Here is a 15,538-nt window from a genome sequence, read left to right on the forward strand (position 1 = left end):
CCCCCCAAGTCCGCGCCAGCGTCGCCAGCCAGCAGCCCTCGCAATAACGCGAATCCTTGTAGTCGATCCAGTTGTGCGCATAGACGTGGTCGAGCGGAATGTCGTAGCGCGCACGCAGCACTTTTACGAGGATCTTCCACGTCGCGACCTGCGCGTCGGTGGGGCCAGCCGTGACATCGGGATAATTGCCGGCGAACTCGACGCCGATCGAATTGTCGCGCACCACCTGACGATAGGTCGAGCGATTGTCGATATACTTGTTATCGTTGCGGTTGGCGCCGTCGCCATGGGTCGGCACCAGGTTTTCGGCGACCGCCCAGTACACCGTGCCGTCGGTCTCGACCCACAGGGTGACGCCGCGTCGCGTCGGGTTCTTCGATTGCTCCGCCGCGCCGCCGCGCGCCGAACCTGCCGGCCCCTCGGTCTGGTGCACGATGATGTTGCGCCAGGCATGAGCCTTGGCCACGTCGCCCCACGGCGCGAGCCAGATGATCTTCAGGCCGGGAATATCGGGCGTACCGGGGCTGCGCGCGAGCTTTGCAAGCTCGGCGTCCGTTGCAGCTGCGGGTGCGATCAGAAAGAGAGCGGCGAGAACAGCCGCAAACAGGCGGGGCATCATCATCAGGATCCAACAGCGGACCCCAGCGTACAGCATGATCCGGAAAAGTGCGCGGCGGTTTTCCGAATAGATCATGCTCAAGCAACAAGGCTTTACGCGAATTTGCGCGTGGCCTCATTGAGCCCGGCCGGCTCGGGCGAGAGCGGCGGCGCCGGATCGTAGACGGCAAGATCGTTCTTGCCGTTCTTCTTGGCGGCATAGAGGGCGTGATCGGCATGCGCGATCAGGCGGTCCGGGAATTGGCCAATGCCGCGGTCCCACTCGGCGACGCCAATCGAGATCGCGATCGGGATGTCCTTAGGCGTGCAGGCGGCGGCGTCCTGGCGGCAGACCTCGAGCACGCGGCGGGCGATTGCAGCGGCCTCGCGCAGCGACGACGACGGCAGCACCACGCAGAACTCGTCGCCGCCGGTGCGGGCGAGCATGTCGCCGGGCCTGAGCCGCGTCTGCGCCATCAGGGTGAAGTGGCGCAGGCACTCGTCGCCCGCGGCGTGGCCATGAGTGTCGTTGATGGTCTTGAAGCCGTCGAGGTCGATCACCAGCAGCGAGAACGGCTCGCCGCTGCGCTCCGAGCGGGCGCATTCCTCGTACAGGCGCTGCAACAGATGCCGCCGGTTGGCGACGCCGGTGAGATCGTCGAGCAGCGCGAGGTCGGCGACCTCGTTGCGCAGCCGGTCCATCGCCATCAGCAGGAAGCCGAAATTGAGCGTCATCGACAGGAACAGCAGCCCGAGCACCATCACGGCATGGGCCTGACCGCCCGCCACCGACGAGAAATCGCCGCCGAGCAGATTGCCCACCGAACGAACCATGAAGATCGCGATGATGGTGAGGATCACGATGCCGGACAGCCGGGCGCCCGGACTGACGCGTCCTTCCGGCGGCGCCAGCAGCAGACGCAGCGACAGCACCAGCGGCAGCGCCTGGCCGAGCGTGTAGCTCGCCATGCGCAGCTGCATATGGTCGACCACGACCATGAAGAAGACCACACCGCCGAGGCTCAGGGCGCCCGTGACGACCATGATGCGCCACGAGACTGGCCGACCATAGAAGCGCTGGATGCCCATGGCGGCGAAGCAGCTCGCCGCGATGACACCGGCGGCGCCGAACAAAAGCGGCAGCGGAGAATCGACGAAGAGACGGACCAGCGCCGTCATCGCGCCCGTGGCGCCGACGAAGGATGATGCCATCCAGAACCGCGCGGCCGCGAATTTCGGATAGGAGCGCGTCACATAGGCCCAGATCAGGCCGAGCGCCAGGAAGTTGACGACGAAGACCGTCCAGAGTGTCGGCACGTTCAGCATGGCGATCGCAACGCGCGCAGCGTCGCGCCCCAAATCTCTGGCAGCCGTTCGTCCATGACCCGTCCCCGTCTTCTTGCGGAGAACAATGCGCGGGTTGCACTTAACGGAATCTCACTGCGATCCGTCAAAGCGCGCCGTTGGTTTTGGATTCATGAACGCCGCGGCGATTGTCGGATCGTTAGGCATATCGTCGGCGACGCAATGCGGGCGCTGTGATGCGGATTCGCGGGCAAAAATCACTCGAAAATGCATCTGAGCTGTGGATAACGCGATGACGCGGATGTGACAGCAGGGGGCAGAGACCTGCGAATCTGCTGAATTTGTCGTCGAGGATGTTGCGAGGCTGGCCCTCCGCCGAGCATCCCTCGTGTCGCGTTTAACCATGAACCCCTAAGAGGATACTATGGCTAAGAAAGCGAAGAAGGCGAAGAAGGCGACGAAGAAAAAGGCCAAGAAGGCAGCGAAGAAGAAGTAGCCAGCCTGTTCTTTTGCCCGGGTGGAGTCTCGCTCCGCCCGGGCTTCGGGTAGCGTTGAGAGAGTTTGAAGGCAGCGGGCACAGGGCCCGCTTTTTTATTGCTTGAAGAACCTACCGCTCCGCGAACGCGAGCTTGGCACCGAGCGCGGCAAACCCGGCCGCAAAACTGCGGCGCAGCCAGGCCATCACGCCGGGACGGGAAATGACGCGCTCGCGCACCGACGCCGCACAGAGGCCGTAGAGCACGAACACGGCAAAGGTCATCGCCATGAAGGCGCCGCTCAACTCCAGCATCCGCGCCAGAACATAGGTTTCGTCCACGGCGATGAACTGCGGCAGGAAGGCGAGAAAGAAGATCGACAGTTTCGGATTGAGGATGTTGATCAGGAAGCCGGTGACGATGACCCGGCCGCTGGAGCGTTCCTTGATCTCGCCCTCGACCGCCAGCGCGCCTGTTTCGCGCAGCGCTTGCCAGGACATGTAGAGCAGATAGAGCACCCCGCCCCATTTCAGTGCGGCGAAGGCGAGCGCGCTGGTGTGGAGCACGGCGGCAAGGCCCAGCATCGCCGCCACCATGTGTGGCACGATCCCGAGCGTGCAGCCGAACGCCGCCGCGACACTGGCGCGCGAGCCGCGGGTCAGCGCCGCGGCCAGCGTGTAGAGCACGCCGGTGCCGGGTGAGGCGACGACGATGAGCGAGGTGAGCAGGAAGGACCAGGACATGACCGGACCCTATCACCCCGCCGCGCGGCGAGAAAGCCAGCGCGGGTCGGTCGTTCAGGACAATTGCGCGATCTCGGCTTCGCGCAGGACATCCAGCGGTGCCCAGGGCTTGGCCCAGAATTTTGCACCGTCAGGCAAGGGCTGCATCAACGGGCGTCCGGAGGTCACGACGACATCGAGCTTCGGATTGCGGTCCTTGGCGACATGGGCAAGCTCGACCCCGTTCATGCGGCCTGCGAGTTGCACGTCGGTCAGCATCAGGCTGAGAGCTCCGGCGTTCTTCTCCAGCACCCGCTCTGCGGCTTCCGCACTCTCGCACTGGATGACCTGGTAGCCGCTCTCTTCCAGCAGGAGACTGAGCATCTCCCGCTGCATGGCGTCGTCTTCAACGATGAGGGCTGTTGCGCGAAGTGGCTTTGATTGTCCCATTGATGGCTCCCAATGCTGCTGCCTCCGTCCAGGTCACTCACGTTAAAGACGCAACTCGGATACAGTTCGGTTCCATTCTGAAAAAATGTAAATCCTCGTTCGCTATCCGGAACTTGACGGGAGGCATCATGACGGTGATTCGCGGCGCCGCCGCTATCACGGGAGCGGCGAGCGGCATCGGCCGTGCGCTCGCCATCGAATTGGCAAGCCGCGGCTGTGATCTCGCGCTCGGCGATCGCGACGAGGCCGGGCTGAAGGCGCTCGCCGGCGAAATCGGCAAGCAACGCAAGGTGACCGTTCATCGCGTCGATGTCAGCGAAGCCGGCGACATCGCACAATTCGCGACCGATGCCGTCGCGGTGCATCCACAGCTCGGCATCGTCATCAACAATGCCGGCGTGGCGCTGATGGGGACGTTCGAGGAGATCGACCAGGCGCAGATGCAGTGGCTGTTCGACATCAATTTCTGGGGCGTGGTGCACGGCACGCGCGCCTTCCTGCCGCATCTGAAGACGAGGGGCGAGGCGCATATCGTCAACGTCTCCTCGATCTTCGGCATCATCGCGCCGCCGGGACAATCAGCCTATGCGGCGGCCAAATTCGCGGTGCGCGGGTTTTCCGAGAGCGTGCGCCATGAGCTCGCGGTGGCGGGCAGTCCCGTCAAACTGTCGGTCGTGCATCCCGGCGGCATCGCCACCGCGATCGCCCGCAATTCGCGCACCGGTGTCGGCGTCACCGACAATGCCCGCCGCTCGCAAATGATCGAGCGGTTCGAGACTGCGGCAAAAACCACGCCGAAGGATGCCGCGCTGCGCATCATCAAGGGCATCGAGAAGAACGAGCCGCGTATCCTGATCGGCAACGACGCTCGCTTCATGGACCTGTTGCAGCGTTTTCGCCCGGGGACCTATTGGGCGCCGTTGCAAAGGAAGCTGGAGAAGATGGCGAAGGGGAAGTGAGGTCAGGGGCGCGATGGCGTGACCCCACGCTCCGCTGTCGTAAGGTGGGCAAAGCGAAGCGTGCCCACCACTTCCGGAATGGTGGGCACGGCGCAAGTGCGCCTTTGCCCACCCTACGAGTTCAGTGCTCTCACTGCCCCGCCAGCCGATCGGCAAAATACCCGATCGTCTTGCGATAGATCACCGCCCTGTTCCACTCCCGCATCGCATCGAAATTGGGGGTGCCTTCGCCGTAGGGCTGGCCCATCTTGAAGCCGTTGGTGTGGAGCAGGTTCGCGGTCGAGGCGAGCACGTCGGGAACGCTGTGGCGGAGGTCGACATGGCCGTCGCCGTCGAAATCAACGCCGTATTTGATGTAGGACGACGGCAGGAACTGGGTCTGGCCGATCTCGCCGGCATAGGCGCCGATGAGGTCACGCAGCGGCAGGTCGCCGCGCTGCACGATCTTGAGGGCGGCGAGCAGCTCGCCCTGAAACAGATCAGTGCGGCGGCAGTCATGCGCGAGCGTGGCGAGCGTGCGGATTACCGGCAGCTTACCGATGTCGCCCTTGCCGAAATCGCTCTCCAGCCCCCAGATCGCGACCAGGATATAGCGTGGCACGCCGAACTGCTGCTCGATCCGCGCCAGCAGCGCGGCGTGACGCTGGAGCAGCGCCTTGCCGCCATTGATACGGCCGGGGCCGACGCGGGTCGAGACATACTGCTCAAAGCTCTTGTTGAAGGTGTAGCGCTGGCGCCGGTCGAAGGTGAGCACGGCGCCGTCAGGGGTCACGCCGCTGAGCGCCGCGTTGGTCGTGCTCGCCGAAACGCCGGCCGCCTGCGCCTCCGAGGCCATGGTGGCGACGAAGCTGTTGAAGTCGCCGCCGCAGCGCGCGGCCTGCGCCGAGCCGCCGGCCAGACCGACGAAGCAAACAGCGGCGAGAGCGTATCTCAGCATAGCAAAAATTCCTCATATCCCTTTACGCGAAGCAGCGCGCGATCATGCCCGGGAACACCAGACCGGTCAAAGCGCTGTGGTGGCGACGCTGCGCGCCCGCACCTCGCGCCATCCTGACGCAGGTTGCAAGACGGATGAACCTGAAGCGTCTCGTCCAGACAAATCATCAAGCGCAGGACGTGTATCGCATGGATGCGCCCACGGGTTGAGTTGCCGTTTCGTTCCGGAAGGCGCGCCATGGATGCTTCAGCGCCGACGTCAACGTCCACCAGCGGTCTGTCCCAGGGCACGTCCCGGATCGACCGACGCATCATGCTGCGCCGACTGTACCTGAAGGCGACCATCACTTTCGCTGTCGGTATCCTCTGCGTCGTCGGCTTCACCGATCGCTCGATCCGCACCGATCCGTTCACGCCCAATCCGGGCTGGGCTGAATGGTTCTTCAAGCCACAACCCGATCCACGTCTGGCCGTCATGCCGGTCGTGCCGATGGGAGCAGCCGGCGTGCTGTCATGGCGGCCGAAATCGACGGCCTGGCTCACCGAGCGTCCGGTCGGGCTGCCGGACCTGGCACCGCAAAAGGCTGCGTCTCATTGGTTGGGGCTCGCGCCCGCCTATGCCGGCGATATCCCCGATCTGAAAGTCGCGCCGAAGCCAAAACCGGGGCCGCCCCCTCAAGCCGAACCGTCGAAGATCCCAAACCAGGCCCAGCAGTCACGGCCGCCGATACCGCCCATCCAACAGCAGCAATTGCTTGATCTGGAGGATTCAAAACAGCCTTCCCGGCCCACGGCTCCAACGGGGCCCATCAGGCTGGTCCCCGACCCGAGCGCCGATCCTAACTTTGCGAACCTCCCTGCCCGCCAGCCTCGATCGGAGGCTGCCTATTGGGCCGGCTGCGATACGGACGGCGTCTTGTGCCTGCGGCTGGAAGGCATCGACGGCTCCTTCAGCCGGGATGGCGGACAAAGCTGGAAAGGGTTTCCGACCGACGGCAATCCCGCGCCATTCGTCGCGACTGGTGGAGAGAAGCTCTTGCTGGTCCCGGCCGGTGATGCGTTGGATGGCGCAGGACCGACCGACATACGCAATCAGGCGCAGCAGTCGGTCATCAACACGCAGGTGCCGTTCGCGTTGTCGGGGTATGCCGTCGATGACGAAATTCGCGGATATCGCGCGTCGCGCGTCAACGCGAAGCTGCAAAGCGGCGTCAGGGAATTCCTGCGCGCAACGTCACCGCGAATGAACTTCTTCGGCCTGCTGCCCCCGGACGACCAAGTCGACCTGCCCAATCGCACCACCAGGATGTTCACGCTGTTCGCGCAGGGCCGTCTCGCCACTACGACATTCAAGCTGTTCACGCCAGCCGGCCAGGTCGAGCACAACACGCAGTTCGTCACCCTTCCGACACAAGCGAACCTCCGCTCGCTTCACTTCCAGCCTGACCAGCGCTTCGGCTGGATCTCGTCGGGCTGGGAGGACGGCAACGAGGAAAGCGCGCTTCCGGCGATTTTCCAGACCTCTGACGGCGGCAAGACCTGGGACCGTCTGTGGTATCGATCGCAATTTGCGCCCTGGATGCTGTTCGGCGCGCTTCCGGGATTGGCACTTGCTTTCTTCTTCACCGGCCTCGCCTGGAAGGATCTCCCCAGCAGCAAAGTCGACGAGGGTATCTCGGCGACCGGCACGTCCGACACGCCGATCGGGTGGAACGACTTCGACGTGCTCGGGATGAAGCCGCTGGCGCTCGCGCTGTCGCGGTTCGTGCGCAACACCAGCACCTCGCCGCCCCTGACGATCGCGATCACCGGTCCGTGGGGCACGGGCAAGAGCTCGCTGATGAATTTGGTGGCGGAAGATTTGCGCCAGCGCGGCTCGAACCCGGTCTGGTTCAACGCATGGCATCACCAGAAGGAAGAGAACATCCTCGCGGCGCTGCTCGAGAACATCCGCGGCCAAGCCATTCCGCCTGTCTGGCGCTGGTCGGGCCTGTGGTTCCGGGCGCGCCTTCTCTACGTGCGTGCGGGACGGGACTTCGTTCCGCTCCTGCTCGTTGCTGCGTTGGTCGTCAGCGTCGCCTGGGCGTTCAAGTGGGCAGCCATCGGCAACTCGGTCGCGGCCTGGATCAAACCCGACGCCGATTGGCCGAAGCTGGCGCAATTGACGGATTCTGCCAGCAACTGGCTCGATCACGCCGCCTTCGTCGGCGCCGGGACGATCTTGCTCGTGATCGTCAAGATCTACGCAACCATGAATCTGAAACCATCGGAGCTGATGGCGACATTGCGTGGCAATTCCAAGCTGGCCGATTTCAGCGCCCAGCTCGGCTTCCGCTACAAATTTGCCAAGGAGTTCGATGTCGCGGGCCGAGCCTTGCGGACCTCGACCAATCCGGGGCTCGTCATCTTCATTGACGATCTCGATCGCTGCTCGCCCGAGAATCTCATGGAGGTGCTGGAATCCATCAACTTCCTGACCACAGCGGGGCCCTGCTTCATTTTTCTCGGCATGGACGAACCCAAGGTGGTCGAGATCATTGCCAAGAAATATGGCGACGATCAGCAGCGCGCCCGGCAATATCTGAAGAAGCTGCTCAACCTCACCATTCCCGTGCCCGACGCGGACGTTCGCAACAGCATCGAGCTGTCCTCGGGACACGATGTGCCGACCGAGGGCAGCTCACCATGGCCGGACCGGATTCGAAAGACGCTTCGTTACGTGCCCGATGTGGGCATCCCCGCGATGGTGCTGCTCTTGATGATCTGGCTTCTGGCTACATGGGCGAACAATTTGCAGAGTGTCGTTTCGCCGCCCGCGGCGAAGCCGCCCCAAGTCGCGGCAACGTCCACGTCCACCGCTGTCGAGACCGCCGCCGCGGTCGCGCCGAACCCAGCGCCCATCCCCGGCGATGCCGCACAGAAGAAAGTGCCGACAGCGACCGCCGATCAGCTCATTCTGCCCCGCGGCGTGCCGCCTTATCTCGGTCTCGCCGTCGCACTGCTGCTGATCGCGATGCTGGGAGCCCGGCGCATCACGATGGTGCGCGAGGACAAGGTGGAGGACTCCAAGAATTTCCGTGCCGCACTGGCGATCTGGCATCCGGCCGTGTTTGAGGCCGATCCCACGCCGCGCGGTGTCAAACGTCATCAGAACCGGCTGCGCCTCCAGGCGATGCGGCTGCGGCCGGCCCACGAGACACCCGATGTTCTGGATCGATGGTTCGCGGTCAAGCCCACGAGCCCTAGCAGCGCCAATATCAGCGAGCCCACGCTGGTTGCGCTCGGCGGCATCGTCGCGCTGTGTGATGATATTCCGGATTGGTCGGTGCAGCCGAACGCGACCGCCACAACCGGAGCGCCCGCGCCCAAGCAATCCATCATCGGGCCATGCGTCAGCGCCTTCGCGATGAGGTTCCCGCAGGATTGGCCACCGACGCCAGAGGCGATTGCGGCCTTCAGGGCGTTACGGCGCTCGCTTTAGGCTTTCTTGGAACCAGCGGCGGCGAGCGCGCGACCAACAGCGGCGCCTCCTTTTCTCCCCCAACCAACAGAGATGCCTATGCCCTTGCGAAACATTTTCGGACTGTCCGTCCTCGCCATCCTGGTTGCAGCTCACGCCATCGCCCCGGCCTCCGCGCAAACGCGCGATGTCGCGGGCGCGCGCGACTATCCCGGCATCGGCCGCTTCAGCGGCAGCGTCATCACCGGCTATGTCATGAAGGATTTTGATGCAACGCGGATGCAGGCCGCCGCCTTCAAGGACGGCCAGCCAACCGATGCGCGGCGGCTCGAGGGTCGCGTCTTCCGCATCGCCTACCGCACCAATCCCGGCCCTTCGATCCTGGAGGTGTCGCGCAATTTCGAGACGCAGCTTGCGAAGGCCGGCTTCGAGACCCTGCTGGCCTGCGACACCGATGCCTGCGGCGCCATCCCCTTTACCGAGGCGATCGACACGCTGCCGGTGCCGCAGATGTGGGTCGACGGCTTCAACTACCGCTATTTCGCCGGCCGCAAGACCGAGGGCGGGCGCGAGACTTTTGCCAGCGTCATCGTCAGCCAGAACAACCAGGACATCACCGCGCAGGTCACCGTCGCCGAGCTCGGCGCCATCGCGAACAAGATGGTCGATGCCGCAGCGATGGCGAAGGGTCTTGGCGAGACCGGCCACATCGCGCTCTACGGCATCTATTTCGACACCGACAAGGCCGTGCTCAAATCCGAGAGCCGCCCGACGCTGGAGCAGATCGCAAAGCTGCTTGCGAGCCAGCCGCAGCTCAACGTCTTCATCGTCGGCCACACCGACAGCCAGGGCGCCTATGAGTACAATCTCGACCTCTCGAAGCGCCGCGCCGATGCGGTCGCAGCCGAGCTGGTGAAGAGTTTTCGCGTCGCGCAGACGCGGCTGCGCAGCGCCGGTGTCGGATTGCTGGCACCTGTCGGCTCCAATGCCACGGATGCCGGGCGAGCGCTGAACCGGCGCGTGGAGCTGGTGGCGCCGTAGGAACTCACTCACGCAGCGCCCGCGCACGCATTGAGATCTGCAACACGAAGTGGAACTCATTTGCGTGCAGCGAATGAGAGTCCATGCAAGCATTTGGAATAGATGCAGCTCTGCGCGCTTCGACACGCCACGCGCGAACTCTCGCTGCATTGCAAGGCGGCCAAAATGAATAAATTGCTTCGACCGTCAAATCATCTGCGGTGAAAGCGCGTTGAAGCAGCATGCACGATCGACGCATGTCTGATGCGCTCGCTGCGACATCAACGCCGCCACGATTTGCCTTGCCATCCCAGGGCGAAGGTATTAACCTTCTATTTTAGGTTGTTGCCCTGCCAGCCCCGGGCGACGCTGAAGACCAAAAATAAACGGCGGGCTTTGCGGCCCGCTGTTTATTGAGGCAAGGCCATTCGAAGGGTCGCGGCAGGCGCTTGGCGCCGCCCCCGACAGACGACCGCGATCAAAACAGCCCTACTGCCGGCCAAAAAGAGCGCTCCGGCCCACCACTGATGTCGACAAGCCGCTGAAGTCATTTGACTGCGGCCCCCTGATCGACGACAAGCCGCCCATGGCCAAAAAACCCGGAACCAATCCCAAGGGCGAATTCGCCTTTTTCAACGTCTTCTATGAAGACGATACCCAGCGCTCCAACCGCCGCGTGCCCGCCGAGCTGCTCGGCGGCCTCGACGGCGACGAGCCCGCGCGCAGTTTCATCATGGAGCAGGACCGCGAGATCGCCGAAAAGGGTGGCCGCCCGGCGCCCGAGATCAAGCGGATCGAGCGGGTCGGGGCGAAGAAGAAGTAAGCGCAGCGACATACGCGCCGCAACGACACGAACAAAAACGGCGGGCCTCGGCCCGCCGTTTTCGTTTGGATGGATGCCCGGATCAAATCCGGGCACATCTGAATCAATTATCCAAAAAGCTCCGCAGCTTCCTGCTCCTCGACGGATGCTTCAGCTTCCGCAGCGCCTTCGCCTCGATCTGGCGAATACGCTCGCGCGTCACGCTGAACTGCTGGCCGACTTCTTCCAGCGTGTGGTCGGTGTTCATGCCGATGCCGAAGCGCATGCGCAGCACGCGCTCTTCGCGCGGGGTGAGCGAGGCGAGGACGCGGGTGGTGGTCTCGCGCAGGTTCGACTGGATCGCGGCGTCGATGGGCAGGATCGCGTTCTTGTCCTCGATGAAATCGCCGAGGTGTGAATCCTCTTCGTCACCGACGGGTGTTTCGAGCGAGAGCGGCTCTTTCGCGATCTTGAGGACCTTGCGGACCTTTTCCAAGGGCATGCCGAGCTTTTCGGCGAGCTCTTCCGGGGTCGGCTCGCGGCCGATCTCGTTGAGCATCTGGCGGGAAGTGCGCACGATCTTGTTGATCGTCTCGATCATGTGCACGGGGATGCGGATGGTGCGGGCCTGGTCCGCAATGCTGCGGGTGATCGCCTGCCGGATCCACCACGTGGCGTAGGTCGAGAACTTGTAGCCGCGGCGATACTCGAACTTGTCGACCGCCTTCATCAGGCCGATGTTGCCTTCCTGGATCAGGTCGAGGAATTGCAGGCCGCGGTTGGTGTACTTCTTCGCAATCGAGATCACGAGACGGAGGTTGGCTTCCACCATCTCCTTCTTGGCCTGGCGTGCTTCGCGCTCGCCCTTCTGCACGGAGTGCACGATCTTGCGGAACTCGACGATCTCGAGGCCGGTCAGCGCTGCAAGCTGATGCACCTCGTGGCGGAGGTCCTTGATGCGGTCCTTCTCGACATGGACGAAATTCTTCCAGCCCTTGGCCGAGAGTTTCGAGACCCGGTTGAGCCAGCGCGGATCGAGCTCGGAACCCTGGTAGTTGCGCAGGAAATCCTCACGCGCGACGCCATGGCTGTCGGCAAGGCGCATCAGGCGGCCCTCGTGCGAGACGAGGCGCTTGTTGATGTCGTAGAGCTGCTCGACGAGTGAGTCGATACGCGCCTGGTTGAGGCGCAGCGACTTCACCTCGACGATGATCTCGTCCTTGAGCTTGCGGTACTTGCGCTCCTGGTGCGGCGACAGCGAGGGCCCATGCGAGGTGCTCTCGAGCTGGTTCTGGATGTCCTGCTCCTGAAGCTTGCGCAGCTTCTTGTAGCTGTCGGCGATCTTGTCGAAGATCTCGACGACCTTCGGCTTGAGCTCGGCCTCGATGGCCGCGAGCGACATCTGGTTCTCGAACTCGTCGTCGTCGTCCATGTCGGATTCGGCGGCGGCTTCGCCCGGATCCTTTTGCTCACCGGCCTGGCTGCCGCCGGGGGCGGGCTGACCAGCGCGGAACGGGGTCGGCGACGGCGGAGCTGCGGGCGGCGCGACATGCGCGGGCGCGCCACCGGCCACTGCGGCCTGGCCGCCTTCGGCCGACGCTTCACCGTTCTCGCCGGTGGGCCCGGCGATCATCGCGTTGTTCATGCCGGCCTTGGCGTCGGGGCCGGCATAGGTTGCTTCGAGATCGATGATGTCGCGAAGGAAGATCTTGCCTTCGTTGAGCTCGTCGCGCCAGATGATGATGGCCTGGAAGGTCAGCGGGCTTTCGCAGAGACCTGCGATCATCGCCTCGCGGCCGGCCTCGATGCGCTTCGCAATCGCGATTTCGCCTTCGCGGGACAGCAGCTCGACGGTGCCCATCTCGCGCAGATACATGCGCACGGGGTCGTCGGTGCGCTCGCCCGGCTCGCTCTTCTTGACCTCGGTGACGGCCTTTTGCGTGACCTCGACGAGCTCGTTGTCGGTCTCGTCCTCGCCGCCCTCGTCCTTTTCCTCTTCGCCTTCGCTATCGTCGGCTTCGGTGACGTTGATGCCCATGTCCGAGAGCATGGACATGATGTCCTCGATCTGCTCGGGCGAGGTCTGGTCGGACGGCAAAACTTCGTTGAGCTGATCGAAGGTCACGAAGCCGCGCTTCTTGGCCTGCTTGATCATCTTCTTCACTGCCGCGTCGGACAGATCGAGCAACGGCGACGGCGCGTCCTGGGAGTCCTTCTCCGGCGCGTCCGCTGCCTTGTCGTCTTTTTCCTTGTCCTTCGCCTGCAGCGTCTTTGCCTTGGTGGCCATCCATTGCTCCTAAACGCGCTTCATGCAGACGGCTCGCTCCGCCCGCGTGAAATCACTTGAACCTGTTGTTCGACGCTCTCGCTTCGTCAGATCTCGACACGGAAAGGGCGGCGCGCACATCTCTCGCCACCCCCAACCTTCTCTGGCCGGAATTGCCTAACGCTTCGTGAGCCTCTTTGTCGCGGCGGATGCAGGTGTAGTGCCAACAGCGATTGCGCGGATTCATTCCTGACGCGTCTGTTCTGCCTGCGGCCGCCTGGTGGCCAAAGTGCTCCAAGACCGTTAAGTCTCGATTAACCCTGTTTTTGCCGCCAAATCATGGATTTGGCGAGTCTTTTAGCGGTGCCTAGCCCGGCCGTCCGCATGATTCTTTCATCACACGCTCTTCTGGAACCGACCCGACAGCTCGCCAAAACCCTCGATCAGGGCCTCGGTGCCGTCGACTTCGCCTATCCGAGCCTTGACGTCACGCAGCCACGCCAAATTGGCCTCGCTGGGGTCCTCCCCCAAGGCCAGCTCGGCGTCCTTCAACTCCCTAAGTAGTGAATGGTATTGCCGATGCAAGGCAACGAGCTGGTGCCAGGTGGAGAGAACGTCGTCCCTCGCCGCGCCCTCGCGGGCACCCCACACCGCCGCGGTGGTGATGCCGTTCTCAACCCTTTGAAGGAGCTGCGAAAATCCGCCCTTCTCGATGTCGGATCGCATTTTCTCGGCCAGCTCGCCTGGGTCCGGCGAGTGGTGATGGTCGTTGGCGAAAGCGGCGATGATGCCGGCCCGGAGCTTATGGGCCTCGGGATGGGCCAGCTCCAGGGCGGCGACCTCCTCGAGATGGTCGTGCAGCAGCCAGGGGTGGTTGATCAGAATTTGCAGGATCAGGGCTTCGCGCCTGGAGATGGCGCTGCGCTGGCCGCGCATGATCGGGCTCGCCGCGAGCTGGGGGCTCGCCGCCTGGTAAGGGCCCGAGGGCAGCGGGGCCGGACCGGACGGGCCACGGCGTCCCTGGTTGCCAAAGCCCTGGCCACCGAATCGATTCGGCTGTCCCCCGCCCCTCGGCTGGAACTGGCGGCCGGCCTGACCGGGACGGAAATTGCCCCGGCCGGCAAAGCCGCCGCGTCCGCCTTCCGGTGCAAAGGTGCGCTGAAGCCGCTCGGCGAGATCCTGGCGATAATAACGCCGCACCACCTCGTCGCGGATGCCGTTGGACAATTCCTTGATGCGCGCTTCCAGTGCGGCGCGGCGCTCGGGGGTGGCAAAATTGCCGCCTTCGAGCTCGCGCGCCCAGATCATGTCGGCGAGCGGACGCGCCGCGGCGATCACCTCCTCGATCGCGCCGCGACCGCCGGAGCGCGCGAGATCGTCGGGGTCCTGCCCTTCCGGCAACAGTGCAAAGCGCAGGCTTTTGCCCGGCGCGAGCAAGGGCAACGCAAGATCCGCAGCACGATACGCCGCTTTCTGCCCGGCCTTGTCGCCGTCGAAACAGAGGATCGGCTCGTCCGCCATCTTCCAGATCAGCGCAAGCTGGTTTTCGGTCAACGCAGTTCCGAGCGGCGCGACGCTACCTGCAAAGCCTGATGTGACCATCGCAATGACGTCGACATAGCCTTCGACCACGATCAGGGGGCTGCCGTCATACGTGGCTTTGCGCGCGGTCTGGTGATTGTAGAGATTGTCGCCCTTGTGGAAGAGCGGCGTCTCCGGCGAGTTCAGATATTTGGCCGGAACGTCCTTCTCCAGCGCGCGCCCGCCGAAGGCGATGACGCGGCCGCGCATGTCTGCGATCGGGAACATCACGCGATCGCGGAAGCGGTCGTAGGGCACGGGGATGTCGTCGCCTGCGACGAGCAGCCCGGTCTCGACCATGTCGGCGACGGAAACGCCGAGCTTGCCGAGATGCTCCTTCAGCGCGAAGCGATCGGGCGAGGCATAGCCGAGGCCGAACTGCAATTGCGTCGCCGGCGAGATGGCGCGGTCGGCGAGATAGCCGCGCGCCTTGGCACCGACGCGGGAGGCCAGGGTCTCCGCAAAATACTTCGCGGCGAGATCCATCACGTCATGCAGCGAGCGGCGCCGCTGCTCCTGCCGCGCCGCATCCGGCGTCACCGCTGGCAGCGGCAGGCCGGCCATGCTGGCCAGCCGCTCCACGGCCTCCGCGAACGGCAGGCCGTCGGTCTCCATCACGAAGGTGATGATGTCGCCGTGCTTGCCGGAGGAGAAGTCGTGGTAAAATCCCTTCTGGTCATTGACGTAGAAGGACGGCGTCTTCTCCTGCTGGAACGGCGACAGCCCCTTCCACTCCCGCCCCGCCTTCTTCAGCTTGACGCGCTTGCCCACGACTTCGGAAACCGAAAGCCGGGCACGCAGCTCGTCGAGGAATTGGGGCGTGAAGCGGATCATGCTGATTTCTGGGGTGAGTCGGGCGTTAAGCCAATCGGATAGGCATATAAGGATGGCCTTGGGAAATACGAAGCACGTGGGGCTTCTCCCGGCTATTCACAGGCCAAAAGATTCGACGGCAGGCTTGAAC

The 15,538-nt window shown here is 63.9% G+C and carries 11 protein-coding genes; 4 read left to right on the top strand and 7 right to left on the bottom strand.

Annotation, left to right across the window (positions count from 1 at the left end):
* The 4 genes from IVB29_RS12920 to IVB29_RS12935 all read right to left on the bottom strand — a co-directional run.
* Window positions 1-622 (bottom strand): N-acetylmuramoyl-L-alanine amidase (locus tag IVB29_RS12920; RefSeq protein ID WP_247503756.1); only part of this gene is annotated, 622 nt, incomplete at its 3' end.
* An 89-nt stretch (window positions 623-711) separates the two neighbouring features.
* Window positions 712-1,923, bottom strand: coding sequence for a GGDEF domain-containing protein (locus IVB29_RS12925; protein ID WP_247503758.1), 1,212 nt, complete (start codon window positions 1,921-1,923; stop codon window positions 712-714).
* A gap of 586 nt (window positions 1,924-2,509) precedes the next feature.
* Entirely contained in the window at window positions 2,510-3,121 is a 612-nt protein-coding gene (locus tag IVB29_RS12930; RefSeq protein ID WP_247503759.1) for a LysE family translocator, read from the bottom strand.
* A 54-nt stretch (window positions 3,122-3,175) separates the two neighbouring features.
* Window positions 3,176-3,550, bottom strand: a complete 375-nt coding sequence (locus tag IVB29_RS12935) for a response regulator (protein WP_247503760.1) — start codon at window positions 3,548-3,550, stop codon at window positions 3,176-3,178.
* A gap of 128 nt (window positions 3,551-3,678) precedes the next feature.
* Between IVB29_RS12935 and IVB29_RS12940 the strand changes: the two genes are divergently transcribed.
* Window positions 3,679-4,509, top strand: a complete 831-nt coding sequence (locus IVB29_RS12940; RefSeq protein ID WP_247503761.1) for an SDR family NAD(P)-dependent oxidoreductase — start codon at window positions 3,679-3,681, stop codon at window positions 4,507-4,509.
* A 130-nt stretch (window positions 4,510-4,639) separates the two neighbouring features.
* Here IVB29_RS12940 and IVB29_RS12945 read toward each other — a convergent pair whose 3' ends face one another.
* Window positions 4,640-5,446 carry a lytic murein transglycosylase gene (locus tag IVB29_RS12945; protein WP_247503762.1) on the bottom strand — a complete coding sequence of 269 codons (807 nt, stop codon included), beginning with the start codon at window positions 5,444-5,446 and terminating at the stop codon, window positions 4,640-4,642.
* A gap of 237 nt (window positions 5,447-5,683) precedes the next feature.
* Between IVB29_RS12945 and IVB29_RS12950 the strand changes: the two genes are divergently transcribed.
* The 3 genes from IVB29_RS12950 to IVB29_RS12960 all read left to right on the top strand — a co-directional run bounded on the left by IVB29_RS12950 (window position 5,684) and on the right by IVB29_RS12960 (window position 10,748).
* A complete protein-coding gene (locus IVB29_RS12950; protein WP_247503763.1) occupies window positions 5,684-8,926 on the top strand; it encodes a P-loop NTPase fold protein in 3,243 nt (1,080 codons plus the stop codon).
* Between the two features lie 72 nt (window positions 8,927-8,998).
* The gene (locus tag IVB29_RS12955) at window positions 8,999-9,946 is read left to right on the top strand and encodes an OmpA family protein (RefSeq protein ID WP_247503764.1); all 948 of its coding nucleotides are present in this window, start codon (window positions 8,999-9,001) and stop codon (window positions 9,944-9,946) included.
* A gap of 565 nt (window positions 9,947-10,511) precedes the next feature.
* Complete coding sequence (locus tag IVB29_RS12960; RefSeq protein ID WP_092029786.1) at window positions 10,512-10,748, top strand: hypothetical protein; 237 nt, start codon at window positions 10,512-10,514, stop codon at window positions 10,746-10,748.
* Window positions 10,749-10,851: 103 nt separating this feature from the next.
* Here IVB29_RS12960 and rpoD read toward each other — a convergent pair whose 3' ends face one another.
* Entirely contained in the window at window positions 10,852-13,014 is a 2,163-nt protein-coding gene (gene rpoD / locus IVB29_RS12965) for an RNA polymerase sigma factor RpoD (protein WP_247503765.1), read from the bottom strand.
* Between the two features lie 375 nt (window positions 13,015-13,389).
* Window positions 13,390-15,405: a DNA primase gene (gene dnaG, locus IVB29_RS12970; protein ID WP_247504302.1), complete on the bottom strand. Its 2,016-nt coding sequence runs from the start codon at window positions 15,403-15,405 to the stop codon at window positions 13,390-13,392.
* Window positions 15,406-15,538: the final 133 nt, after the last annotated feature.

Source organism: Bradyrhizobium sp. 1 (assembly GCF_023073315.1).
Classification (GTDB): Bacteria; Pseudomonadota; Alphaproteobacteria; order Rhizobiales; family Xanthobacteraceae; genus Bradyrhizobium.

Excerpts from the sequence above, each read along its gene's own strand:
- IVB29_RS12940 (WP_247503761.1), top strand. The coding sequence starts at position 3,679 with ATGACGGTGATTCGCGGCGCCGCCGCTATCACGGGAGCGGCGAGCGGC.
- rpoD (WP_247503765.1), bottom strand. The coding sequence starts at position 13,014 with ATGGCCACCAAGGCAAAGACGCTGCAGGCGAAGGACAAGGAAAAAGAC.
- IVB29_RS12945 (WP_247503762.1), bottom strand. The coding sequence starts at position 5,446 with ATGCTGAGATACGCTCTCGCCGCTGTTTGCTTCGTCGGTCTGGCCGGC.
- IVB29_RS12925 (WP_247503758.1), bottom strand. The coding sequence starts at position 1,923 with ATGCTGAACGTGCCGACACTCTGGACGGTCTTCGTCGTCAACTTCCTG.
- IVB29_RS12955 (WP_247503764.1), top strand. The coding sequence starts at position 8,999 with ATGCCTATGCCCTTGCGAAACATTTTCGGACTGTCCGTCCTCGCCATC.
- IVB29_RS12930 (WP_247503759.1), bottom strand. The coding sequence starts at position 3,121 with ATGTCCTGGTCCTTCCTGCTCACCTCGCTCATCGTCGTCGCCTCACCC.
- IVB29_RS12950 (WP_247503763.1), top strand. The coding sequence starts at position 5,684 with ATGGATGCTTCAGCGCCGACGTCAACGTCCACCAGCGGTCTGTCCCAG.
- IVB29_RS12935 (WP_247503760.1), bottom strand. The coding sequence starts at position 3,550 with ATGGGACAATCAAAGCCACTTCGCGCAACAGCCCTCATCGTTGAAGAC.
- IVB29_RS12960 (WP_092029786.1), top strand. The coding sequence starts at position 10,512 with ATGGCCAAAAAACCCGGAACCAATCCCAAGGGCGAATTCGCCTTTTTC.